Raw genomic sequence first — 24,525 nt, 5'->3', positions numbered from 1 at the left:
AGATGGGTGAACCCGGGCATGATCGTCTCCGTATGCTCCTCCATAGTATTCAGAATGGCAAACAGCAGCTCCTTTAACAGGTTGTCGATGAGATGTACTTCATCTCTTGTGTAGAGCTTCATATCCAGCGCCACCTGGTCATTTCTGCTCCTTCCTGTGTGGAGTTTCTTTCCCGGCTCACCGATCCTCTCTGTGAGCACTGCCTCCACGAAGCTGTGGATGTCCTCATATTTATCCGAGATCTCAAGCCTTCCCTTTTCTATATCATCCAGGATCCCCTCCAGACCTTCTACGATCTTATCCTTGTCTGCGTCTGTCAGGATCCCCTGCTTTGCAAGCATCATCACATGCGCGATGCTGCCTCTTATATCCTGGGCATACAGCCTTTTATCAAAGGAAATAGAGGCATTGAAATTATATACAAGCTGATCCGTCTCCTTTGTGAAGCGTCCGCCCCATAACTGTGCCATTTTCGATCCCCTTTCTTTTGTATAAATATTTATAAAATGTTATATATACGCTATAGTTTATCACACTTTCACCGCAAAACACAACTAAAACTGCTGGTTTCTGCGTTTTTCAGCCTCCCGGAACGAAAATTCGCAGCCGCAGTAGTCCTGTCTGTACAGTCCGTACTCCCTGGACAGCTCTATGGAACGCTTGTATCCGTTCTTTTTCTTGAAATCCGAGTGAAGGTATCTCACTCCGTACTCTTCCGCCAGCCTGCCGCCGATCTCATTGAGCTTTGCCGCGTTTTTCATGGGACTGATGCTCAAGGTAGTTGTAAAATAGTCAAATCCGCCCTGCGCGGCTATCTGTGCTGACTCCCGCAGACGCAGCTCATAGCACCGCATGCATCTTTCTCCGCCCTCTCTCACATGTTCCAGTCCTCTTGCCATCTCGTAAAACTTCTCTTTGTCATAGTACCCTGCAAGAAACGACACCGGATGCTTTGTCTCCATCCCGCTGATCAGCGTCTGCTGCTCCAGGATCCGCTTGGTGTACTCGCTTTCCGGAAAAATGTTGGGATTGTAATAGAACACCGTGATGTTGAAATATGCACTCAGATACTCCAGCACGTAGCTGCTGCAGGGCGCGCAGCAGCTGTGGAGCAGAAGAGAGGGCACCTGTTTCTCCTCCTGTAGCCTTGCAAGGAGCTGATCCAGTTCTTTCTGATAATTGACAGCCATCATCTCTACCTCACCTTTTCTGCCCGCTCAAGGAAGGACCGGATCACACTGCATGACTGGTGGAACCTCGCCTCTTCCTCTTCTGTGAGAGCCACTTCCAGGATCTCCTCTACCCCGTCTTTTCCAATCACGCAGGGGACGCCTGCTGCCACATTCTCTTCCCCGTACTCTCCTTCCAGAGCCACGGAGACAGGCCAGATCAGCTTCTGGTCATGGAAAATGGCTTTCACCAGCTTGGAGGCCACTGCGGCTATGCCGAATTCTGTACAGCCCTTTCCTTCCACCTCTGCAAATCCTTCCCATTTAATGTCCTTTTCCATCTGCTCCAGATCGATCTTTCCGATTGTGTCCGGCCTTTCCTCTCTCAGCTCCATAAAGGACTTGCCGTTCAGCGTCACCCTGGAGTAGATGGGCACGTGGGAGTCCCCGTGCTCTCCCATGCAGAATCCCTGTATGGACTGGGTACTGTATCCCGTAGCCTGGGAAATATATTTATAGAGACGGAATGTATCCAGACTGGTTCCTGTAGAGAAAGCTTTTGTCCGGTCAAAGCCGACTGCCCTTCTCACATATTCACAGATCACATCCGCCGGATTGGAGATACTGATAAAAAATCCATGGAAACCGCTCTCCTTAATTCTGGGAATAATATCCTGTATCATGCGTACAGAGTCGTCCAGCATATCCAGCCTGGTCTCCCCCGGACGGCGACTGCGCCCTGCGGCCATGATCATAACAGACGCATCCTGCGCGTCCGCGTAATCTCCCGCATAGACTTTCACTGCATTTCCAAGGCCCGCGGCTGCGTCACTTATATCTTTTGCCTGCCCGGCCGACTTTTCTCTGTCTATATCAATCAGAACAATCTCGTCAGCTTCCCCTGTGTACACCAGGCTGAGCGCACAGTGGGAACCCACATGTCCTGCTCCGATGATCACGATCTTCTTCCATGTCTTCATATTACGTGCCTCCCTGTCCTTTTTAAATGTAAGTCTGTCTTCCACTGACAGCCCATCCGGCCTGCCGTTTTCTGACGGTAATTAGTATATGGCATTTTTATACCATATGCAAGCACCCTTTCAGCTGCCAGGCATAAACTAATATAGATTCACTGTACTTCAGGACATTTTGATCAGGAGGTTCCCATGGAAGAGATCTTAGAACTGAAACATATTTACTATTCCTATCATACAATGGATGGAGAGACCTCTGCACTTTCAGATATCTCATTTACCATGAAAGAGGGCGAATTTGTGGCTGTGGTGGGACCTTCCGGCTGCGGCAAGTCCACCCTGCTCTCACTGGTCTGCGGCCTGCTGCAGCCAGAGAAAGGCCGGATCAGAGTGCGGGGAAAAGAGCTCAAAGAGAGCACCACAAACATCGGATACATGCTGCAGCACGACCAGCTCTTTGAATGGCGAACGATCTACAACAATGTCATCCTGGGCCTGGAAGTACAGCACATGCTGACCACCAAGTCACGCCAGAAGGCCCACGAACTTTTAGACACCTACGGGCTGTCTCAGTTTGAGAACGCAAGGCCCTCCCAGCTCTCCGGCGGTATGCGCCAGCGGGCGGCTCTTGTCCGCACCCTGGTGCTGGAACCGGATATCCTGCTCCTCGACGAGCCTTTCTCCGCCCTGGACTACCAGACAAGACTCCGGGTCAGCGACGACATCGGCCAGATCATCCGGCGGGAGAAGAAAACGGCCATCCTGGTGACCCATGATCTCTCGGAGGCCGTATCCCTGGCTGACCGGGTCATCATCTTAAGCCCCCGGCCCGCCACCATACGTCAGACACTGCCCCTCATCTTTGAGCTGGAAGAAGACACACCCCTGAACCGGCGGGGCGCCCCGGAGTTCAAGACCTATTTCAATCTAATCTGGAAGGAACTGAACAGCAATGAATGAACAATCTGCAGCCCAGCTGCGCTATCTGAACCGACAAAAGAGACACCGCCTGACCGTGGTCCTGTCCAGGGCGCTGATCCTCATCGGCTTCTTCTGTCTCTGGGAATTCTGTGCAGACAGAGGGTTCATCGACTCCTTTATCTTCAGCAGCCCCTCCAAGATCGCTGCCTGTTTCATGGATATGACCCGGGACGGAAGCATCTACCGCCATATATGGGTGACTCTGTATGAAACCCTTGTCAGCTTTCTCCTGGTCATTGCCATCAGTATTCTGATGGCAGTTGTCCTCTGGCTGTGCCCGAAGCTCTCAGAGATACTGGATCCATATATGGTGGTGCTGAACAGCCTGCCTAAATCCGCGCTGGCTCCCCTCCTCATTGTGTGGCTGGGAGCCACCACCACCACGATCATCGTGGCCGGCATGTCCGTGGCCATCTTCGGCAGCATCCTGAATCTGTACACAGCCTTCCGCACCACAGACCCGGAGAAGATCAAGCTGATCTACACGCTGCGGGGCACCCGCATCCAGGCACTCACAAAGGCGGTCATCCCAGGCTCCATCCCTGCCCTCATCAGCACCATGAAGGTAAACATCGGGCTCTGCCTGGTGGGCGTGATCATCGGGGAGTTCCTGGCCGCAAGACAGGGACTGGGGTACCTGATCATCTACGCCAGTCAGACGTTCAAACTCGACTGGCTTCTGATGTCCATCGTGCTCCTGTGCATCATGGCCATGCTTCTCTACGCTGTCATCAATCTTCTGGAGAAGCTCTACCAGAGGCAGATCTCCGGAAAGTAAGCAAAAAAGCAGCCGCGTCCGAAAACGCAGGCTGCCTTACATAGCCATATATTTCTCCTGTCATTGCCTACAGCTGATTCAGCTTCTCCACAATGGCATCCAGCCCCTCATCGCTGAAGGGATAGCGGTGTGTGGTCTTCTCTTCCCTGGTGGCCTCATAACAGAAGGGACCTTTCCAGATTGTCAGAAGAAACTCATCCCTGTCTTCACCGGACACTTTCTCGATCCGGTAATTCAAAGCTCCCTTGCTGCCGTTGAACTTTGACTTCTTATAAAAAGCCAGCGGAAAGATCATCTGCCTCGTAACAGCCATGTCTGTCCCTTCCTTTCCTTCCTAGATCTCAAAGGTCTCCATATCATCCGGCACATACAGGCTGCCGTGATAGAATTCTCTGCCCTCGTTTGTGTAGAGCTCTTTTCTCCTGGCAATATTCTTGTCCTCTGTGTGGTAGAGGATCAGATTCGGGATCTGAAGCTCCTCAGCAGTCTGGCAGGCCTCCTTCACTGTACTGTGGTGCTTTTCATAGGGACCGAACTCGTCCGCCTCCCCGTACAGGCAGAATGCCTCGTGCATCAGCCAGTCACTGCCCTTCACAAACTCATAATCCCTCTCATTGTAGGGCTCGTCCCCGGCGCAGGTAAACTTCACATTGCCCGGCAGCATGATGGTAAAGCCGTATTGCTTGGCCTTTGTGGACCAGATGTCAAAAAATGTCACCGGACATCCAATGATCTCCTTTGTCTCCCCGTGCTCCACCGGAATGAGTTGGATGCGCTCACCGATGTGCTTTGTCACTTTTTTCTGGATGGTAAGGTCTGTGATCGTCTTGATGACCGGGATCAGGTCGCTGTGGCAGTAGATCCGCAGATCCCCCTCATATTTTCCCTTGTTCATATTCTGGCCGATCATGCGCACAAGCCAGATCAGCCCCAGAAGATGATCGATGTGCTCGTGCGTGATAAATATATCATGGATGTCCTTCAGCGGGATCCCTGCATCCTTCAGTCTCTTTAAGATCTGGTTGCCGCCGCCTGCGTCCACCAGGAAATGTCTGTCACCGTCGGAAAATGCAAAGCAGGTGTTATAGACCTCTGTCACCGCCGCATTTCCGGTTCCAAGTATCGTAAGTTTCATATTCCTTTTCTCCTTCCTGAAATCTGCCCTATTATTCTAACATATTCTTCCTTATTTTTTCATTAATTTCATTGACTTTTTTCAGACGGAAAGCTATATAAAAAATAAGAAGTACTATTCTACCAAGAAATAAAAAGGGAGTGAGCGCCGATGGACATTAAAGTTACGGAGGATATTTCCTCAGAATTTGTGGAGATCGTCAGAGATATTCTGGAGGATGAGGAGTTCCGCAAGCTGTCCGGCTATATCCAGCATGTAAAGACGACGCGGCTGATCCACAGCCTCAATGTATCCTATATCTCCTGGAAGATGGCCAGAAAGCTGGGATGTGATGAGCGGGCGGCCGCAAGGGCAGGCCTTCTCCATGATTTCTTCCTCTACAGATTCAGCGATCCAAAACCGGTGAAAGAATTCCAGGCATTCTACCACCCAAAGGTGGCTGCCAGAAACAGTAAGGAGCGGTTTGACATCTCTGAAAAAGAACGTCTGGCGATCCTGTCACACATGTTTCCACTGGGTCCCCTCCCCACAAGCAGGGAGGCCTGGATCATCACCTGCGCGGACAAATTCTGCGCCACGGCCGAGCTGTGCTGTCTGCCTGTGGCTTTTGCAAAAGAGGGCCGCGTTGTGGTGAACCCGGCATAGTCAAAATCAGAAAAACACAACAGAAGAGGGTGACGAAAAATCATCAAATCAGATGATTGAGCGTCACCCTCGCTCCGTTTATAGAAAAATCAGAAGAGTCCCCCTTTGTTTGTGGATATTCTCCTGATTTTTAGTGTGCCTTATAATAAGGAACCTTGTTTTTGGCTCCGTTAAGCTGGTTCTTTTATCGATAACAAATGACTTCCCGCCCGATCGTTTTGTATTTTCGCATGTAGTTTATTCAGATTATACCACATTCCGAGCAAAAGAATCTTAGTTTTGTGATCCACTGCCGGATTTCTGCCTTTGGCAGAGTAAGCCTGATACAGTAAACTGTAATCCCATCTCTCCAGTTCGCGGCTCAGCAATCGGACAGATTCATCATCAAGAACCAAACCTTCCAAATTTAATGGCAAACCTATTGATACGGCTCGCCGAATTCGGTATGATTTTTATGGTATAGGAGCATTGCTCCATAGATGAATGACTCATCTATTTTGCAACGCACCCTTCTTGATACCAAAAGACGGGCTTACTCCGCAATCCCGTCTTATTTATCACTATATATAAAGCCGGAAATCAGACTCGAACTGACGACCCCTTCATTACGAGTGAAGTGCTCTACCGACTGAGCTATTCCGGCTTAGCAGCTTTTTTTCAAAAGCCACAACTAATATTATATCGTATTTCCATTAAAATGCAAGAAGTTTTTTCTTTAATTTCCGCTCCGCAGGACCGCTGCCTCTAGGCCCCTGTAAACTGAATATCCACCACACATATCTCCGCCTTTGTCCCGACCCGCATATTAGGGCCAAAGAGTCCGGCTCCGGAAGTGACGATGCTGTGCATCTGCCCTTTTTGCAGATAGCCGCAGGGATTCTCCCACAGAAACTTCATAACCATATTGCCGGGGAACATCTGTCCGTCGTGGGTATGGCCGCCCAGGTCCACGTCCACTCCCGCATCCGCCAGTTCCTGCAGCTCTTCCGGCTCATGGTCCATCACAAGAACAGGCTTTGTCAGGTCCATGTCGGCCGTGATCTCCTCCGGCGTCTTCCGAACCGTGATGCCACGCCCCGGCTTCCCTGCGTCAGCCCTGCCAAAAAGATAAAAGCTGTCATCGATGAACACGCCCTCATCCTGAAGAAGTGTGATACCCGCCCGCTCCAGAAAGGCGTCCATCCTGGGATCGCTCTCTTTTTTCCCGTCTTTGCTTCCAAAGGTAAATCCGGCCAGTATCTTCTCCTGTATATCGTGGTTTCCGTAGCAGGCGTAGACGCCGTATTTAGCGGAGATGCCTCCCAAGATCTGAACCAGTCTGTCCGGGTCATCCAGAGCATCATACTCATTGTCAAAAATGTCTCCTGCGATGACCACCAGATCCGGCTTCTCCCGATTGATCTTCTCCACCATATCTTCCATCTGCCTGCAGCCGATATTGTATCCCAGATGTAAATCCGCTGCCAGCACAACCTTCAGGTCCTCCAGCCCTCCCCCGGACTTATCAACCGCCACCTGGTACTTCGTCGTGTGGATGATCCTGGCGTTCACCACGCCCCAGAGAGACAGTACAGCGATCAGCAGTGCTGCCGCGCCTCCGGCTATTGCCCGCCGCCTCCGGCTCCGGGGCCTGCTTTCTGCCCCATCCTCTTCATGCGCCGCGCCGCCCTTTCTGGAACGGCGGCGCAGCCAGGCGGCCAAGCGGATCAGTTCTGTGCAGGCCAGGATCAGCAGCGCGTACAACAGCACGCCCAGCCAGTAGTTGCCCACAGACTTGAAAAAGCGCTGGAGGCTGCCCGCCGGCAGGAAAAATCCCACCAGCAGGGACGTGGCAAAGAAAAGATACATCAGACCGGATACGATGCGCGCCGGCCGACTTCCAAAAAGTCCATGGCATACAGACAGCCACTGTGTCAGTCTCCAGAAAATATAGATATTTACAAGTATGTATAGGGGGGATAAATATATTGCAAGCACGCTGTTTTCTCCTCGTAATCTGTAATGCCTTTTCCAATGTTAGGGTGCTGCGCCGAATAGATGCTGTCCACGGCAAATACCGTCAGAAGAATCAGACACAGCGGGATCAGGATCCAGGAGCGGATGCGCTGGATCTGGTTGTCAAGAAGGGGCGCCAGCATATAGACGATGGCAATGCCTCCTATGCCAAAGACCAGCAGGCCTTCCGCACAGATCCTCCCGTTCAGGTTCAGGAAGTATCCGCTGTAATCCCACCATCTCTCTCCGTCGTGGAGGATCTCCAGAGCCAGTGAAGTGGCGTACTCCACACAGCCGCAGAGAATGACAATGCCGGCGAACTCAAGAACTGGCCGATTCCTCAGCCTGTTCAGGAGCATGAGGATCAGCACCCCTCCGCCACCATAGATGGGCAGCCATGGTCCGTGGAGTACTCCTCTGTTGACAAATTCTCCATCTGTCACCAGATGCAGGCTGACCTCCCAGGCCCACCCGATCACAGAGAAGATGAAAAACAGAAGGATAATAGACCATATAGAATAATGCCTGAGATAGTGGATCGTCTCTATCTTCGGCCTCTTCTCCACTTCCGGCACGGCGGAAAGCCTGCTCGGATAGGCCTTTCTGTCCACGGCGTCCTTTAGGAGCTCCATCTTCACCCGCCGGGCCTGCATCTCTTCATATTCTTTCTCTTTTTTTGAATTTGTCAGAAGAACACCCAGGCAGTCTGCAAAAAACTTCCGCACGCCGGACAGCTGCAGAATGTCCCTGGGCCGGCGTATCAGTGCAGAGATGACATCCTCATAGGCAAGGTAGATCAGCTCATCCTCCGGCATCTCATAGAGGTAGGTATCATTCAGAAACTCGCAGCCCTTCATATGCGCCTTCTTCGCCTCAGCCCGGAGATCCGCGTAATACTCACTGAAAGAAGCCGCCCTGTAAGGGTTTGAGTAGAGGATCTCGGACAGGCCCAGTGTCGCAGCTCCAAGAAAAGTCCACGGAAGAAAGGAGAGCTCGTAGACGAAACACTCCCATTTGTGTCCCTTCATCATCCTGCGTGACAGGCTGATGGCCTCCCTGGAGGAAATATCCGGGTTCTCCGCGGCAATATAGGGTACCAGGTAATAAGAATAGTACTTGATCACACCGCCAACGATGGTGAAATTCCAGAGCATCTGGTAGAGGGAGGTGCGGAACATAGTACAGCACACCTTTGTCCACTTCTTCACCCGCAGAAGGAACACCATACGCTGGAACGGAACCTTCTCGTAGATGCGCCCCTCCAGGAACACACGCCTGGAGATCACTTTAAATATATTGACAAAGAAAAACCATACCGCAAAGAGAAACGCCGCTCCCAGAAGGATAAGGCACAAAACGGCAAGGTTTTCAGAGCCCGTCAGAGAGTGAAGAACCGCCAGCATGCTGACCAGTATGGAGCCGGAGGTCACACTGTTCACCAGGCCGGCCAGCACCCCCCTTGTCCTTCCAAAAGCAGGATTCCCGCTTCTGGACCTCTCCACCTCTTCCTCCTTAATCTCCTGGGACAGCGCTCTTCCCTCTTCCTCGCCGTCTTCCAGGATATCGTACATAACGTCCGCAAAGCCCTCACTGGTCCCGGAAGGTTTCTCCAGACGAGTCTGCGCCTCATACCCGGAGGCAGGGGATATCTCCAGCGCATTCAGGGAGGAGGCAAACTCAGAGCCTATATAGGCTGCGATCAGGCAGATTGCCACATACAGGATATAATGTCTTTTCAGGGCTCTCCTCGCCCTGCGCTTCATCTCTTTTCTCGTAAGCATGTTTCTTCCCCCTCTTTTCGCTGTGTCACATCTGGTCTTTTCCAGCGCTGTGGACAGTAATCTGCGTGTAGGGGATATTGATCCCCTCCTCATCAAAAGTCAACTTGATATCCTCCAGCAGCTTCCAACGTATTCCCCAGTACTCCTCCATCCTTGTCCAGGCCCGTATCCCCAGGACTACGCTGCTTGTCCCCAGGGAGTCCACGAAGACGGACATCTCCATGTCTTTCAGTATGCCGGGCGTATTCCGGAGCATATCCTCCAGTATCTTCTTGGCCTTTCGAAGATCCGACTCGTAGGAAATATCAATCCGCAGGTCAAGCTGGCGCTCATCCTTGGCAGTCACGTTGGTCAGGCTGTTGTTCGTCAGCATGCCGTTGGGGATGACAATGGTCTTATTGTCCACAGTGGTCAGCTTGGTATGAAAAAGCTGGATTTCCTTGACCGTTCCCTCATTCTTGTTATTGTCCTCTACGATATAGTCGCCCACGACAAAAGGCTTCAGTGTCAGAATCAGCACGCCGCCTGCAAAATTGGAGATCACTCCCTGCAAAGCCAGGCTGACCGCCACGCCTGCCGCAGCCAGAATGGCCGTAATGGATGAAAGATTCACTCCGAAACTTGTAATCACCAGGATCACCAGCACTGTGTACAGGCCGTACTTGATGATAGAGTCTGTAAACTGGCTCACCCCTGTATCTGCGTTGGAACGGGCAAAAGCTCTTGCCGCAAATCTGCGGACTGCCTTGATGATATATTTTCCTGCAATGATCAGGATCACCGCAAAGAGGATCTTAAACCCAAAACCGATCATATCCGGGATATGGTCCTCTATAAACTGGAGAAACATGTTCACATTCTCTACGGTCTCCTCTGTTGTCTCAGCAATTTCTTCTGTATTCACAGGCATCTCCTCCTTATGATATAGAATCAGTCTACTCCTTCAGGGCCAGAAAAGCGCTCAGGTTCCCCCTGTCCCACCCGGACACCCGGTGGGAAAACAAAATCCGGGGATTGCAGCAGGTACACAGGTTCGTCACAGCGATGTGCTCCGGCAAAAGCCCGGCTCCTAAAAGATTGAGCTCATTGGCTTTCCACAGATCAAGCTGGTACTTCCCCCTGCCTTTCTGCTCTTCTTTCTGGTAAAACAGTTCCCCCCACACGGACGGATCGTAGTTCTCCTTGAACTGTCCGATCACATCCTCGCTCACTTCGTAGCAGTCCTGGCAGATCGAAGGACCCACCGCAGCCAGGATATCCTCCGGCCTGCTTCCAAATGCCTCCTCCATCTTTCTGACAGTCACACCCGCCATATTGTGCACCGTCCCCCTCCATCCGGAGTGGGAAAGCCCCACCGCCTTGCGGACCGGGTCCACAAAGTAGAGGGGAACACAGTCCGCGTAAAAGGTGACAAGGCACAGTCCCGGCGTCTCTGTGATCATGCCGTCGGTCTCCGGCAGGCTCTTCCCGGCATCCTCCTCTGTGACCAGCGCCACATTGGTGGTGTGAGTCTGGCATGTGTAGACCATCTTCTCCCTGTCCACACCGATGGCCGCGGCAATCCTTCTCCGATTCTCCTCCACAGCCTCCGGATCATCGCCTCTGTGGATGCTGATGTTCATGGAAGCGCATCCTCCCTTACTGACTCCTCCCAGCCTGGTAGAAAATCCCTGATTCACGATCCCCGTCTCCTCCAGAAGGGGGAAGGAAAGATAGGGCACACCGCCCTTTTCCTTTTCAACGATCATATGTCTCTGATCTTTGTATTTTAATCCAATACCCATGCGTTCACTCCTTATACTCAAAAGCACCTTTGATCAGTGTGATCTTTTCCCGGCTGCCCTCAATGCCTACAACGTCAAAACGGCAGGGAACCCCTGCCAGGTGATGCTCCATCAGATAAAAGAGGGCGCACCTTGAAATGATCCTCTGCTTCCGGGGCGTCACAGCCTCCAGCGATCCGCCCTTTCTGGCTGTCTTTCTGTATTTCACTTCGCAGAAGACAAAAAAGGAACCGTCCCGGGCCACAATGTCAACCTCTCCTGCCCGGCATCTGTAGTTGAACTGCAGGATCTGATAGCCCTGCCCCTCCAGATAAGCCCCCGCTTTTCTCTCCCAGTCAGCTCCCATCTGTCTTTTGTTGTATGTCTGCCTGTGTGCCTGCTCTCTCACCAGTTTTGTATCTCTGGCATGGCCGCTCCCGCCCTGTCCACAGGCCAGCCTTTGTCACTGTACAAAATGCTGGATAAATGTCCTTCTGTGGATAGGAGTGGGACCGTATGTCTTCAGAGCCTCGATGTGGCTCTTTGTCCCGTATCCTTTGTTGGATGCAAACTCATACTCGGGAAAGACCTGACCATACTCCCGCATCAGTCTGTCCCTTGTCACCTTGGCAATAATGCTGGCTGCTGCAATGGAGACGCTCTTGGCATCCCCCTTGACGATGGGGACCTGGTGAACCTTTAGATCCGGTATGGTGACCGCATCGTTTAAAAGGATATCCGGCTGTACCTTCAGCTGCGCCACCGCCATCCGCATGGCCTCATAGGTGGCCTGCAGGATATTGATCTCATCGATGCGCTCCGGCCCCACGATCCCTACGCCCACTGCCAGGGCCCGATCCATGATCTCATCGTAGAGCATCTCCCGCTTCTTCTCCGAGAGCTTTTTTGAGTCATTTACATATAAGATCTTCTCATCTTTTGGAAGAATGACAGCGCCCGCCACCACAGGGCCCGCCAGAGGGCCGCGGCCAGCTTCATCGATCCCGCAGATGGCGCCCCAGGCGGCGTACTCCTTCTCGTACACACACATAGCCTCCAGGCGCTCCAGCTCTTTTTTCAGCTTCTCTTCCTGCTTCCTCTTCTTTTCTTCTTCCCGCTTATTCATGTCTGATAAATCCCGCCTTGTCAAATGGATAGATGCGCACCCAGGCCCGGCCCAGAAGGTCGCTCCTTTTCAGCACGCCTACACTGGGATCACGGCTGTCCGAGCTATGGTTCCGGTTGTCACCCAGCACAAAATACTCGTCTGCCCCCAGGGTGATGGGCTGGTCGGCAAGCTGTCCGCTCTCCATGGGCTCAGCCCCGTAGATATCGCTCTCCAGCAACTCACCGTTGATATAGACATAGCCGCCGATCACCTGCACCGTCTCACCGGGCAGGCCGATGATCCTTTTGATATAGTATGTGTCCTCCTCATATTTATAAGGAAATACGATGATGTCATATCTCTGTGGATCACGGAACCTGTAGGAAATCTTATCCACGATCAGATTGTCCCCGTTACTTAATGTGGGTTCCATGGACTGTCCGCTGACCATGGTCCTCTGCCCCACATAGGTGATGATCAGGTAGCTTAGTCCTATAATGATCAGTATATAAACGATCCATCCCAGGAGCTCCCGGAATATACCGTGTTCTTTCTCTCGTCTGCGTCTTGCCATTTTATTCATCCTGCCTTTTTCTTACTTCCAATCATTTTATCATATCTGATCCGGATATTCCAGCGTCAGCCTTCCCAGCCTTCCATCCCGGAAGTCATCCAGCAACAGAGTGGACGCCTTCTCCATATCCAGCTCGCTTCCCCGCACAAGGCAGTGACGGCTCCTGGCGATCCCTTCCAGGATGCCATAGGCGTCCCCGTCCTCCTCTACACTGTATTTCTCCGCAAGGACACCCGGGTAGTTCTGCTGCATGAACTTTACGAACTCTGCGGCAAGCTCTGTCCTCTGCAGGATCTCATCCTTGATGGAGCCTATAAAAGCCAGCTTCATGCCCACGGACTGATCCTCGAATTTAGGCCAGAGAATGCCCGGCGTATCCAGCAGCTCCACATTTTTATTGAGCCGTATCCACTGTTTCCCCTTTGTCACGCCAGGTTTATTTCCCGTCTTGGCGCAGGCCTTCCCCGCCAGGCTGTTGATAAAGGTGGACTTGCCCACATTGGGGATCCCCACCACCATGGCGCGCACCGGCCTGTTCAGAATGCCTCTCTTCCGGTCTCTCTCGATCTTCTCCTTGCAGGCCTCCTGTATGACCGCGTGGATGCTCTTCATCCCGCCTCCCTTTTTGGAGTTGACCTTGACACAGGAAAAGCCTTGCCCCTGGAAATACTCCATCCAGGCGTCATTCCACTTCTCCTCCGCCAGATCCGCCTTATTAAGAAGGATTAGTCTGGCCTTGTTCTTTCCAAGTTCGTCAATGTCCGGGTTCCGGCTGCTCACAGGGACCCGGGCGTCTGTCAGTTCGATCACCAGATCGATCAGTTTTATATTCTCCTGCATCATCCGCTTGGCCTTTGTCATATGGCCTGGATACCATTGAAAATGCATGTGTTTCCTCCTTATAATAAATGTGCTCTAAGAACGCACCAGCCCAAAATCTTCCCAGGGCGAGACGATAAACCAGACTTTCCCGTATATATAAGACCGTTTCACAGCCCCCACGTCCGCCATGCGGCTGTCCTCGCTGTTCTCCCTGTCATCTCCCAGCACAAAGAATTCATCTCCTGCCAGTTCGATCTCCTCCGCCGCAATGCCGGGATCCGTGATCTCGCTGATCCCGTAATCCTCCTCCAGCTTTTCGCCGTCAATGTAGATCTCCCCTTCCAGTATCTGCACCGTCTCCCCCGGAAGGCCGATGATACGCTTGATATAGTAGTGGGAGTTCTCATTTCCCTTGGGCTTAAATACGATAATGTCTCCTCGCTTCGGCGCTGTGGCGTCATATACGATCCGGTTCACAAGCGTCACGTCCCCGTTGCTGAGAATGGGGCTCATGGAGTCCCCCACCACGGCCACCCTCTGCCCGAAATACCACACAAAGACAAAGGCAAACAGACAAACGACGGCGATCTTGCCCGCCCACACTGCCACCGGTTTCAGCATCTCGATCCGAAATGTATTTCTTCTTCTTCTGCGTCGTCTTCTTCTGAATTTCAATCCTCTCATAAATCTTTCCCTGTCAGGCTCCCCTGTCTGTATAGCATAAAAGGGACAAGATACAGTATGTATTTGTCCCTTCCTCTTTGTTTTCTTATTTTACTAATTCTTTTACCTTGGCTGCTTTTCCTACGCGGTCTCTTAAGTAGTTCAGTTTTGCACGTCTTACTTTACCTCTGCGTACAACTTCAACCTTCTCTACGTTAGGAGAATGAAGCGGCCATGTCTTCTCAACACCTACTCCGTTAGAATTCTTTCTTACAGTAAATGTTGCTCTTGTGCTGCCACCCTGTTTCTTCAGGACTGTTCCCTCGAAAACCTGGATTCTTTCACGGTTACCCTCTTTGATCTTTCCGTAAACTTTTACGGTGTCGCCTACTCTGAACTCAGGCGCGTTCTCTTTGAGCTGTTCAGCTTCAATGTTCTTGATAATATCGTTCATTGTGTGACCTCCTTGTTATTCGGACGTTCTTAATACATTTTTCTATTCCCGCCTCAGCGCGGAAGCGTATCAGAGGACCATCTCTTTCTTCTCACAACGCATTTTATCATAGCATATGTACAGGAGAATTGCAAGGAAAATTTCCGCCATCTTCCCCTCTTTTTAGGACATTCTCAAGGACCCGCATCCGTCGGACCTGTCAGAACGGGCCATAGCCGATGCCGTGTGCCACCATGATCAGGATAAAGGCGCTCACTATGAAAGAGAGATAGATCTTCCAGCAGAATCTGATCCAGGAGCCATAGTCCACCCCGCACATGGACAGCTGGACAAGGGAGCTGCCCGGCCAGAAGCTGTTGGTGATGCCGTCGCCGTACTGGTACGTGAGCACCAGCACCTGCTGGTTGATATGCAGGATCTTTCCAAGCGGCTGGAGAATAGGCATGATAATGACCGCCTTTCCGCTTCCCGATACTACCAGGAAATTAAAGAGGGTCACAAACACAAAGATGATCAGCAGCGCCAGGATCGCGCTCTTGTTCTCCAGAAGCTCTCCCATGGCGTGGACAATGGTGTCCATGATGCAGGCCTGGTTCATAAGCACCACTACTGACTGGGCAAGGCCCACGGCAAAGGCCGCCGCGAACACTCTGGTGGCGCCTTTACAGAAAAGCTGGCAGGCCTCACTTGGGCTGAACCGGAAAATAACGGTCAGCACAATGCCAAACATGACATAGAGAGCCGCGATCTGGGCAAAGGACCATCCCTGTGTGATACAGCCGTACCCCTGGATGACGATGACCGCAAGAAAGGCCAGCAGTCCCAGCACTCTTCGCCCGGTCATCTCCTCCGTGTGCCCCATCTCATCCTCCGTCTTCTGCCCCATGTACTCTTCGCTCACGATACTTTTTGTCGGATCCTTCCGTATCTTTCGGCAATAGCTGTACAGGCCCGCAAGGCCGATCAGATAGAACACCACCAGCCCCACAGCCCGGTAACCGATGCCGGAAAACATGGGCAGTCCCACGATCTGCTGGGACACGCCGGTGGTGAACATATTCATAAGGCCCGATGTAAAGCCCACCGTGCTTCCCACGATAGCCAGACCGGCGCCCACGATCCTGTCATACCCAAGGGCAAAACCGATGCTCACTGCCAGCGGGTAAAAAGGATAGGCAGCCTCCCCGTATCCCAGGACTCCAAACACCACAAAGATGGTGTAAAAGATCCACACAACGGAAAATTCCCGTCCCTTGGTCCGCTTTAAGATAGCGCCGATCCCCGCGCCGAACGCCCCGCTGACCTCCAGAAGGTAGATGACGCCGGAACTGATGAACAGAGTCCCCATGATAGTGGCACCGTTCACAAACCCGTTGTACACTGCCTCAAAGTAGTTCATAAATGTGATAGGATTCTCATTTTCCACATACCGGAATGTGTCCGGATCCACCACCGATATCCCCGTCGTCTCATCGGTGATCCGCTCGTAGCTTCCGCTGGGGATCACGTAGGACAGCGCCACCACCAACAGCATGATGAGCAGGAGGATGATAAATACATGAGGCATGTGGAAGCCTTTGCTCCTGGATGTTTTCTTATCCATTTTCTTCACTCTCTTTCTCTCTATGATAACGCCTGTGCCTCCCGGCTATCTGCGGGAAGCCAGCCATGAGATGGCTGTGTAAGCGTGAAGGGCAGCTCCCAGAGGAAGCACGTCATCATCCAGCACCATATGTGGATTGTGGAGGGGCGCATTTCCCGGCTGTCCCGCTCCGATAAAGGCAAACATGCCCGGCACTTCCCTGGTGATATATCCGAAATCCTCTGTCCCCGTCATAGGCGGGATCTGGCAGACATTCTCTTTCCCCAGTATCTCTTCCGCAAAGGGGACAAGCTCCCGGCACAGCGCTTCATCGCTGTAGGTGCATGGCGTGTGGAACACGGTCAGATCATATTCCCCTCTCCAGGCTTTCACATAGTGGTCGATGACCTCCGGTATCCGCCTTGTCAGATGGTCTGCTGCCTGGACATCCAAAGTCCGCACCCCGATATGGAGCTCCGCCTCCCCGGGAATGATATTGACAGCCGTGCCTCCCTTTGCCACGCCGCAGGTCAGGGCCACCATGGCCGCAGGGTCCGCCTCCCTTGTGACAAGCAGGTTGACAGCCTGGTACACCTGGTTCATGATCATCAGGGGATCAATGCAGAGCTGTGGCTGGGAGCTGTGACCGCCGCTGCCCCTGATCTTCAGGATAAACGTATCCAGGGAAGCCGAGTTAACGCCCACTGCATACCCCAGTTCCCCTGTTCTTGTGACGGACTGGACATGGAGCCCGAATGCGGCGTCCACCTTCGGGTTCTCCAGAAGACCGTTCTCCACCAGAACTCTCGCCCCGGCGCCAGTCTCCTCGCCGGGCTGGAACACCAGCTTGACACTCCCGGCAAGGGAGTCCTCCCTCTCTTTGAGGATCTGTGCTGCCCCCAGGAGCATAGCCGCGTGGCTGTCATGGCCGCACATATGTCCATATCCATTCCCGGATCTAAACTCCAGATCACTGTCCTCCCGGATGGGAAGGGCGTCCATATCCGCCCGCAGCAGGATGCATGGGCTGCCATGTCCGATCACGGCCGTCACTCCCTCGGCCCGCTCCATCCTGGGAAACCCTGCTTCCATAAAATCCCTGGTCACTTGTTCCGGCAGATCCCCGCCGCAGTTCTCCCACGGTATTCCCATCTCATCCAGCCGTTTTCTGATATAATCCGCTGTCTTTGGCAGTTCCATCCCAATCTCCGGTATCTGGTGAAGGTACCGCCTGTCCGCTGTGATCTGTTCCCGGAGCTCCTCCGCTCTCCTTCTGATCTCGGCCGCTGTCACTCCCATAATCTCTCACCTGTCTTTCCTAATTCCAATGCCCTGGTATGCCGCAAAAAGTCTGCACGCTCTATAAAAAAGAAAAGAGTCCCTCTGACGGAACTCTTCGAACTGACAACTGCCCATAACACTCCGCTGCGCATTGTCTCTATATACTATACTGTAAGTATGTGCGATCCTTGCAAAAATATGATCGCGATTATCATAGCATTTTCCACAGCCTTTCGCAACTATTTTTCGGAATTTTTCTGTCAGCAGCAAAAACTTATCGGTTCTCTGGCAAACTCTCCGCAGAGAGCCACTGCCGCACAACGGACACATTCTCCTCCACTGCCTAGGCGATCCTGTCTACGGTCATTCCCATGCCTGCAAGGTTGATCGCCACGGCTCGTTTGCCTTCCTGTCTGCCTCGATTTTCGCCTCGGAGTTCTCCCCTCTTCTCTATCATATCCGTCAATTCACACATACGCTCCACGCCTCCTTCTTCACCTTTTAAAAATTTCACTCGCCGGGATAAGGCTCCCTGGCTGTCATCCTCCGGATCCGCCGTTTTGAAATAACGCATCAGAGCTGCCACTTCTGACCCGTCATCCACCTGTGCGTTAATATAAGTGACATGACTGCCATCCTCATACAACCTCAGACATGGCTTTTGCCCTTCTGTCAAAGATTTGCTGACATGACACACCGTCCTGCCCACCTTCCAGATATCTGTCTCACTCACGTAAAAAATGTATCGGTCCGGCATTCCGCTGTAATCCTCTCCCTTTCCAAGGAGACTGCTGTCTGTCATAGCGCTGTAAAACCGAACTCTCCGGGCGTGATCCACATAGGCCTTCCGCTGTACCTCAATGGCGTAGAGGGCTCCGCATATATCCTCTGCCAGCACGTCCAGTCGGACACTCTTTGTCGCAATTTTCGAGATGCTGTACTGGGTCTTCACTCTCCGGAGAGTCAGTTCCTTTTTCCCCGTGAATATCCGCAGCACATACTCGCAGGCCGGGATGTCCTCCAGAGCCACTGACATGAATACGTCACTCAGCAGCGTAAACTTCTGGATCTCCCGAACCCGCTCCTCGCGGGTCAACACCTCTGGTTTTTCTTGATTTTTTATGATCATTTAATCACAAGACACGATACTCCCGATAAAATCCTGCCTGCAATTGCTAAAATCTTTCATTATGATTATGTATATTATAGGCTGTGTGTCACAAGAAGTAAAGGCTTTTATGTGAATAAGTTCGAAACAAAACACAAGGCAAAGAAAAAGCGCAGGATATCTCATAAGAGACTCTGCGCACTTCTTCTATACTCTACTTGCCGATACCTTTGGCGTAGAATCAATTATAATTAATTCCGGAACATTAACTCCTTCATCTACTTTCCGATCACGTAAATCGCATACCTTCTGTACCTTTCTTGGATGTCCAAGATCAACCAGAACATAGACTAAATTATCTGTCTGTTCTGCTTTTCCATATTCTTCGATCTGTACTTCAAATCCATGAAGATACTGATCATTAGACGTAAGTTTTACTTCTACAATTGTAATATCTTGCCCTCTGGAAATCTTAAAATCCACGGGGCCTCTCCCTTCATCTGGTTCACAGCTCATATCAAGATTATTCGCGTTAATGTAACTTATACCTGAAAGATGAATTACTCTCTGAAGTATTTTCTCTCTTTTTCGGCTATTTGCTCCCTGTATAACTTCCCACCCCTTATTATATTCAATCCATTGCTTAAAGCATGACAAGATATCTTCAGCCGCTGTTAAACTGTTAATCTCATTATGATTACTTTTCCAATCAATCTCCGAATGAGATATGGATTGCTCCAATTTCGACAGAAAATATTCAAAATTATCCCAAGGATTAAAAGCCGAAAGTTCTTCTTCTCGATATCTATCCATAACGCGTCTACATGCGTCAACATTTTTAAATACTTTATTTCGTAAAATTGTCTTTCTTTGTGCGGCAGTATACTGACTCCACTCATTTGCCACTTCTGCATTCATTTCTGAACGAATGGTCTCATTTTGAGAAACGCAAAAATCTATGTCTTCCCAACACTCAGCAACTGGAAGTTTATGCAAAATTTCTACTGGAACAAGAAAGACAGAGTCACCTCTATACGGATTGATAACAAATTCTTTCTTAAATGGTATATCTGGATAGTTTGCTTCTGTGATTCCCAGTTCCCGATTAATCCGTTTCGTATATGCCTTGATATCGTCCAGAATAAGTTTAGCAATCATATCACTCAAACGATCTGCACCTACATTTTCCTGAAAAAGCGGGAGCAATTGAAACATCTCAGGATCATCAATTCCTAATTTTACAATATCATAAGCTGTACTGATAACCTGTCTGCTGATCAAACGTCCAAACGCGTTTCCGCTCACTCCTTTGGCATATCCGAGACAAATCCCATTAACTTCCGCAACTTCAGAAAAATCAAACATTTTTAATGCCTGCCTATAACATATATCGCTCTCATCTTTCTTTGCCGCCTTATCAAGCAATTTAATTATTTTACGAAAATACTCATTGATCTTCTCGTAAGAATTTCTAAATTCTGGAGTCGTTGCTTTTTTTAATCTTTGAAGATTAATAAAGAAATGACTATCCTTATCTAATACCGGATCGAATATACCGATTCCTTCAAATGTCTCATCCATGGATAAATAATCTGATAAAAGCATACTAGAGACACCTCCCATTCATCTTACAAACGAATATCCTCCCAGTTTGTACCGTAATGGTTCTCCCTGTATTGAGCACTAGCCGCCAAAAACTGACTAAGAATTAGCGCTGTATCACTGTAAGTATTTCTTGATTTATCAATTTTTCCTTCCGTATCAGGTTCTGCCAGAAGATCCAGAAATTCAATGGATGGTTCTTCTCGCATAATTTCTTTCAACGGAATTAAAACTCTATTAATCTGACCAACTTTAAATGCATTGATAAGAGCGTCTGGTTGCTTTTTTGATAAAGTAGCCACCTCATCAGACAGTCTTTTCAATAATCCAGTCAATAAATCAAATTGCTCTCGATCCGCACTATCAGCCTGCTTCTCCAATAATGAATCATATCCCGATACAATAGCTTCTAAATCATGTTTCATGCGATTTGCCAGCGTAGAACATTTTGGTGTCCCCGGTACTTTTTCTAATTCATGTATATGACCGTTTTTCAAAAGTTCCAAGTCATTTTCAATACTCGTGATTTTTATAGAAATATCTGTCCTATCCATTTGTTACTCCTTTTCATCTTTTTTCTTACTTATTTTCTGTAAATCCCCATCTTTTCTGGCATAATACAGCCCCTCATAAATATCATACAAGACCGTCTCAAGTGACACCTTTTCCCTTTTATCAGAACCGTCTTTGAATAGCCATATTTTTACATGTGTCTGTGGATTTTCTCTATCAAAGCACCAATGCAGAAAACTTTGAAAATACGGTTCTACTTCTTCCATCATTCTTCCCGGCAGACGAAGCTTAAGAAAAACACTCAAAATGCTGATACAAGGTATCTGTGCACTATTGGCAAATCCTCGTCTTGCCCCAAAATCATCAGAGCAAAATATGTAGGCCTCTGTATTGTATAAAAGTTTAATCGTTTGTGCCAAAACATACGCCTTTATTTCGCCATAACTTTTCTGGTGTCCAATCTGGTTTTCACAAGAGCGAAGAACCGTTAAAAACCGTTCTTGATCATATTCCTCGCTGTCCATCATTTCATCCAGAGGCATAAAATATTGATTGTAGAATTCTGCACTGAAAATATCACATCCCTGTTTTAAGAAACTGCGATAATATGAAAAACAGGAATTGTGAATATACCTACTCATCTCGGACAATATTTTATCATCTGAATAGCAGACAATTTCTCCGGATTCGATTTTATTCTTCAGCCAGACCTGCGCATCTCTTTTCCCGTGATCTGCAAGTTCCTCCTTCATCTTCTGATGACAGAAAAAAGAATACCCCGGAAACGCAAGCACTTCATCGGCAAGTACATGGCTCTCTGTTTTTATAATATTGGCTTTAGACACAAAATCTGTATCCAAAATTGCATATTTCTGTTGTTCTGCCATAATTTCTTACTTAACCCCATATAACTCTTTTATTCTATCCAGTTCTTTCCAGTCGCTTTCCAATCTGCTTTTTGGAAGTGCTTCACGCTCTGTATTGATTGTGAGGTTTTCTACAAGGTTCCCGAATTTTTCATATCCTGATGGAATCATATCCCACCGTTTTGCTTTATCAGTCATTTGCATAAGCTTTTTTATTTTATGGAACGGAATATCTAACATTTCTCTTGCCTTGTCATCAGAAATTATTTTTTCTTCCAACAGCCGGAGAACCATTGCCTTATAGGGAATTGCAAAAATATCCATAAGTGTGAGAATATCATTCATCTCTATTGCTTTTTTATTGATTTGATAAATTCTGATCTGCTGTTCAAGAGCATCGACAGGTACCAGGAGAATCCCCGCAAAGGCATTTGCTTCCATTTCCTCCGCTTCCGTCGTTCCAGCTTCAATCGTCGCCGAATTTAAAATGGATCCCCGCTTTATCAACTCCGGATTATCCTCTTCTAAAAAACATCGTATATGGTATAATTCATGGGCTGCTGCAAAGATCTGTTTAGACATTGGAATACCCGAATTCATCATAACAAAAATGCGCCCGCTTCGAATAAAAGTACAGGCGCATAATTCCGGGTCACGAATCGGGAAACGCAGCCATTCCAAGGGCATTTCCTTTGTTCTCGCATAGTTTTCAATCACAGTAAAAATATCATCCTGAATAATATTCTGCCCAATATAATAGCTGGAAAATCCCGCAGCAATTTCCCTAATTTGTTCGAATCGTTTTAAATCTTTTTTATATAAAATACTGTCAAATAGTAAAGCCATTCTTACATCTCCCATTTTTCAGACATAACTTTCGCGTTTTCACGTACGTTGGCATGAAAAATAATCATATCTGCCAATTTATCCGCTGTACGCAATGCTTCTCTAGCTTCTTCAGATCCAACTTTCCCCATGAAAGCTCTCATAACATCCCCCTCTGCTGGTTCTGCAGGGTTTTGTAACAGATCATCCATTGTAATATGAAAATAGTCTGCAATTTTGTGAAGTTCAGCAACGCTGATTAACCTGGACCCGTTCAACATTTTGCTCATAATCTGCTTTGATACATGAATCGCATTTGCAAGATCAATCTGTTTTGTATTATGCATTTTCATCTGATCCATGATGTTGTTGGCAACTACAATATTAATATCTACCATTATGCCACCTCCATGATTCATTTTCGCTAATTATATTATATTCTAGTCTTTCTCCTTGGTCAATATTTTAAAGACCATTTAGCATCAAAACTCGTTAATCGTTTCTTATTTGTCTCTGATTAAGATACATACATTTCTTTCAATAGCTTTCCCACTAACCTACTCATTAATTCCAATTAAAAGTTTCTAATATTGACCATCCTGCTTATAAAGGGTATACCGGCGAGTACCAAGCAAAACGGCCCATCCGTTTCCATCCCCCGGGGAGCAGTATACTCCCTGTCAGGACAGCAACCGGATGGGCCGCTTTGACTCTTTCCTTATAATACTAGAACTTTCTCCAGACCATCTTATTGACCACGCCTGTGTAACTCTGGATGATCTTCACCACTTTTGTGCTGACATTCTCCTCCACATAGTCAGGCACCGGTATCCCATAATCTCCGCTCTGATTCATTTCCACCGCTGTGCCCACGGCCTGCAGAAGGGATATCTCGTCAATCCCCGCCAGAATAAAGCAGGCTTTATCCAGAGCCTCCGGGCGTTCCGTGGAAGTACGGATGCACACAGCCGGGAAGGGATGCCCTATGGAAGCGAAGAAGGAACTCTCCTCCGGCAGTGTACCTGAGTCTGATACCACTGCGAATGCGTTCATCTGCAGATGGTTATAATCGTGAAAGCCCAACGGCTCATGTCTCACCACTCTGGGGTCCAGCTCAAACCCTGACTCTTCCAGGCGCTTTCTGGAACGGGGATGGCAGGAGTAGAGAATGGGCATATCGTACTTGTCTGCCAGTTTATTGATCGCTGTAAAGAGAGAAAGGAAGTTCTTCTCTGTATCGATATTCTCCTCTCTGTGAGCAGAAAGAAGCATATATTTTCCAGGCTCCAGTCCCAGCCTTTCCAGTATGTCTGACTTCTCTATCGCATCCAGATTCTGGTGAAGCACCTCTGCCATAGGGCTTCCCGTCACATACACCCGCTCCTTGGGAAGGCCGCACTCGTGAAGATACTTTCTGGCATGTTCACTGTAGGCCAGATTGACGTCGGAAATAATATCCACGATCCTTCGGTTTGTCTCCTCCGGAAGGCATTCATCCTTGCACCGGTTTCCGGCTTCCATATGAAAGATCGGAATATGAAGACGCTTTGCCGCAATGGCGGAGAGACAGGAATTCGTATCCCCCAGGATCAGCAGCGCATCCGGCCTGATCTGGCTCATAAGCTTGTAGGAACAGTTGATGATATTTCCCACGGTCTCTCCCAGATCATCTCCCACTGCATCCATGTAGACCTCCGGGTCATCCAGCTTCAGGTCTCTGAAAAAGACACCGTTGAGATTATAGTCATAATTTTGTCCTGTGTGGGCCAGAATGCAGTCAAAATATTTCCTGCATTTGGTGATCACTGCCCCCAGACGGATGATCTCCGGGCGGGTACCCACAATGATCAGCAGCTTCAGTTTCCCATTATTCTTGAACTCTATACCCGTATAGTTTGTCTTCATT

Annotated in this window: 27 protein-coding genes, 1 tRNA gene and 1 pseudogene; 3 read left to right on the top strand and 26 right to left on the bottom strand. The window is 49.4% G+C overall.

The features are described from left to right. From Q5911_RS11240 to Q5911_RS11230, 3 genes are all read right to left on the bottom strand, one after another. A partial coding sequence (locus tag Q5911_RS11240; RefSeq protein ID WP_303182823.1) for a lyase family protein occupies positions 1 to 470 on the bottom strand: 470 nt, incomplete at its 3' end. Positions 471 to 554: 84 nt separating this feature from the next. Then, the gene (locus Q5911_RS11235) at positions 555 to 1,190 is read right to left on the bottom strand and encodes an epoxyqueuosine reductase QueH (RefSeq protein WP_226394182.1); all 636 of its coding nucleotides are present in this window, start codon (positions 1,188 to 1,190) and stop codon (positions 555 to 557) included. A gap of 5 nt (positions 1,191 to 1,195) precedes the next feature. Continuing rightward, a complete protein-coding gene (locus Q5911_RS11230) occupies positions 1,196 to 2,149 on the bottom strand; it encodes an L-lactate dehydrogenase (protein ID WP_303182821.1) in 954 nt (317 codons plus the stop codon). Positions 2,150 to 2,335: 186 nt separating this feature from the next. Here Q5911_RS11230 and Q5911_RS11225 point away from each other — a divergent pair, with 186 nt between their 5' ends. Both Q5911_RS11225 and Q5911_RS11220 read left to right on the top strand, forming a co-directional pair. Beyond that, positions 2,336 to 3,103, top strand: coding sequence for an ABC transporter ATP-binding protein (locus Q5911_RS11225; RefSeq protein WP_076777568.1), 768 nt, complete (start codon positions 2,336 to 2,338; stop codon positions 3,101 to 3,103). Further along, on the top strand, positions 3,096 to 3,902 hold the full coding sequence (locus Q5911_RS11220) for an ABC transporter permease (RefSeq protein WP_303182818.1): 807 nt from the start codon (positions 3,096 to 3,098) through the stop codon (positions 3,900 to 3,902). The genes Q5911_RS11225 and Q5911_RS11220 overlap by 8 nt, the downstream gene beginning before the upstream one ends. 67 nt (positions 3,903 to 3,969) lie before the next feature. Here the strand turns inward: Q5911_RS11220 and Q5911_RS11215 are convergent, their stop codons facing one another. Next, positions 3,970 to 4,215, bottom strand: a complete 246-nt coding sequence (locus Q5911_RS11215; RefSeq protein WP_083582504.1) for a hypothetical protein — start codon at positions 4,213 to 4,215, stop codon at positions 3,970 to 3,972. Positions 4,216 to 4,236: 21 nt separating this feature from the next. Beyond that, entirely contained in the window at positions 4,237 to 5,037 is an 801-nt protein-coding gene (locus Q5911_RS11210; protein WP_226393938.1) for an MBL fold metallo-hydrolase, read from the bottom strand. Positions 5,038 to 5,187: 150 nt separating this feature from the next. On the opposite strand from Q5911_RS11210, the gene Q5911_RS11205 reads away from it, so the two are divergent. After that, positions 5,188 to 5,682, top strand: a complete 495-nt coding sequence (locus Q5911_RS11205; RefSeq protein WP_226393937.1) for an HD domain-containing protein — start codon at positions 5,188 to 5,190, stop codon at positions 5,680 to 5,682. A 239-nt stretch (positions 5,683 to 5,921) separates the two neighbouring features. Here the strand turns inward: Q5911_RS11205 and Q5911_RS15035 are convergent. The 21 genes and pseudogenes from Q5911_RS15035 to Q5911_RS11105 all read right to left on the bottom strand — a co-directional run. Beyond that, a pseudogene (locus Q5911_RS15035) lies at positions 5,922 to 6,151 on the bottom strand (IS5/IS1182 family transposase); the annotation flags it as partial. 101 nt (positions 6,152 to 6,252) lie between these two features. After that, positions 6,253 to 6,325 (bottom strand) — tRNA-Thr (locus Q5911_RS11200). A 101-nt stretch (positions 6,326 to 6,426) separates the two neighbouring features. Next, positions 6,427 to 7,659 (bottom strand): metallophosphoesterase, encoded by a 1,233-nt coding sequence (locus tag Q5911_RS11195; RefSeq protein ID WP_303182814.1) that lies wholly within the window; start codon positions 7,657 to 7,659, stop codon positions 6,427 to 6,429. Next, positions 7,620 to 9,458 (bottom strand): DUF975 family protein, encoded by a 1,839-nt coding sequence (locus tag Q5911_RS11190; RefSeq protein WP_303182812.1) that lies wholly within the window; start codon positions 9,456 to 9,458, stop codon positions 7,620 to 7,622. Before Q5911_RS11190 ends, Q5911_RS11195 begins: the two co-directional genes overlap by 40 nt. 25 nt (positions 9,459 to 9,483) lie before the next feature. Continuing rightward, positions 9,484 to 10,368, bottom strand: a complete 885-nt coding sequence (locus Q5911_RS11185; RefSeq protein ID WP_442913484.1) for a mechanosensitive ion channel family protein — start codon at positions 10,366 to 10,368, stop codon at positions 9,484 to 9,486. A 25-nt stretch (positions 10,369 to 10,393) separates the two neighbouring features. After that, entirely contained in the window at positions 10,394 to 11,242 is an 849-nt protein-coding gene (pgeF, locus tag Q5911_RS11180) for a peptidoglycan editing factor PgeF (protein WP_303182808.1), read from the bottom strand. A gap of 4 nt (positions 11,243 to 11,246) precedes the next feature. After that, the gene (locus Q5911_RS11175) at positions 11,247 to 11,630 is read right to left on the bottom strand and encodes a YraN family protein (protein WP_303182806.1); all 384 of its coding nucleotides are present in this window, start codon (positions 11,628 to 11,630) and stop codon (positions 11,247 to 11,249) included. A 54-nt stretch (positions 11,631 to 11,684) separates the two neighbouring features. Further along, positions 11,685 to 12,347: a ribonuclease HII gene (locus Q5911_RS11170; RefSeq protein ID WP_076777576.1), complete on the bottom strand. Its 663-nt coding sequence runs from the start codon at positions 12,345 to 12,347 to the stop codon at positions 11,685 to 11,687. After that, a complete protein-coding gene (gene lepB / locus Q5911_RS11165; RefSeq protein WP_076777577.1) occupies positions 12,340 to 12,903 on the bottom strand; it encodes a signal peptidase I in 564 nt (187 codons plus the stop codon). Before lepB (Q5911_RS11165) ends, Q5911_RS11170 begins: the two co-directional genes overlap by 8 nt. A gap of 39 nt (positions 12,904 to 12,942) precedes the next feature. Further along, positions 12,943 to 13,791, bottom strand: a complete 849-nt coding sequence (gene ylqF, locus Q5911_RS11160; protein ID WP_076777578.1) for a ribosome biogenesis GTPase YlqF — start codon at positions 13,789 to 13,791, stop codon at positions 12,943 to 12,945. A 27-nt stretch (positions 13,792 to 13,818) separates the two neighbouring features. Then, on the bottom strand, positions 13,819 to 14,409 hold the full coding sequence (gene lepB, locus Q5911_RS11155; protein ID WP_303182803.1) for a signal peptidase I: 591 nt from the start codon (positions 14,407 to 14,409) through the stop codon (positions 13,819 to 13,821). 85 nt (positions 14,410 to 14,494) lie between these two features. Further along, a complete protein-coding gene (gene rplS / locus Q5911_RS11150; protein ID WP_033125426.1) occupies positions 14,495 to 14,842 on the bottom strand; it encodes a 50S ribosomal protein L19 in 348 nt (115 codons plus the stop codon). A gap of 199 nt (positions 14,843 to 15,041) precedes the next feature. Then, positions 15,042 to 16,445 carry a YfcC family protein gene (locus tag Q5911_RS11145; RefSeq protein ID WP_303182801.1) on the bottom strand — a complete coding sequence of 468 codons (1,404 nt, stop codon included), beginning with the start codon at positions 16,443 to 16,445 and terminating at the stop codon, positions 15,042 to 15,044. A gap of 45 nt (positions 16,446 to 16,490) precedes the next feature. Continuing rightward, positions 16,491 to 17,723 (bottom strand): M20 metallopeptidase family protein, encoded by a 1,233-nt coding sequence (locus tag Q5911_RS11140; RefSeq protein ID WP_303182799.1) that lies wholly within the window; start codon positions 17,721 to 17,723, stop codon positions 16,491 to 16,493. A gap of 325 nt (positions 17,724 to 18,048) precedes the next feature. Continuing rightward, complete coding sequence (locus Q5911_RS11135) at positions 18,049 to 18,804, bottom strand: hypothetical protein (RefSeq protein ID WP_303182797.1); 756 nt, start codon at positions 18,802 to 18,804, stop codon at positions 18,049 to 18,051. Between the two features lie 216 nt (positions 18,805 to 19,020). Next, positions 19,021 to 20,418, bottom strand: coding sequence for a hypothetical protein (locus tag Q5911_RS11130; protein WP_303182795.1), 1,398 nt, complete (start codon positions 20,416 to 20,418; stop codon positions 19,021 to 19,023). A gap of 23 nt (positions 20,419 to 20,441) precedes the next feature. Beyond that, entirely contained in the window at positions 20,442 to 20,969 is a 528-nt protein-coding gene (locus tag Q5911_RS11125) for a hypothetical protein (RefSeq protein ID WP_303182793.1), read from the bottom strand. Between the two features lie 3 nt (positions 20,970 to 20,972). Next, the gene (locus Q5911_RS11120; protein ID WP_303182792.1) at positions 20,973 to 21,815 is read right to left on the bottom strand and encodes a hypothetical protein; all 843 of its coding nucleotides are present in this window, start codon (positions 21,813 to 21,815) and stop codon (positions 20,973 to 20,975) included. Between the two features lie 6 nt (positions 21,816 to 21,821). Beyond that, positions 21,822 to 22,640: an ImmA/IrrE family metallo-endopeptidase gene (locus Q5911_RS11115; protein WP_076777585.1), complete on the bottom strand. Its 819-nt coding sequence runs from the start codon at positions 22,638 to 22,640 to the stop codon at positions 21,822 to 21,824. A 2-nt stretch (positions 22,641 to 22,642) separates the two neighbouring features. Further along, positions 22,643 to 23,017: a helix-turn-helix domain-containing protein gene (locus Q5911_RS11110; RefSeq protein WP_076777586.1), complete on the bottom strand. Its 375-nt coding sequence runs from the start codon at positions 23,015 to 23,017 to the stop codon at positions 22,643 to 22,645. 328 nt (positions 23,018 to 23,345) lie between these two features. After that, on the bottom strand, positions 23,346 to 24,524 hold the full coding sequence (locus Q5911_RS11105; protein ID WP_303182790.1) for a UDP-N-acetyl glucosamine 2-epimerase: 1,179 nt from the start codon (positions 24,522 to 24,524) through the stop codon (positions 23,346 to 23,348). Position 24,525 lies beyond the last annotated feature (1 nt).

The sequence above is a fragment of the Lachnoclostridium phocaeense genome, assembly GCF_959599685.1.
Lineage (GTDB): Bacteria > Bacillota > Clostridia > Lachnospirales > Lachnospiraceae > Claveliimonas > Claveliimonas monacensis.
This window is presented reverse-complemented; position numbering and strand designations above follow the sequence as displayed.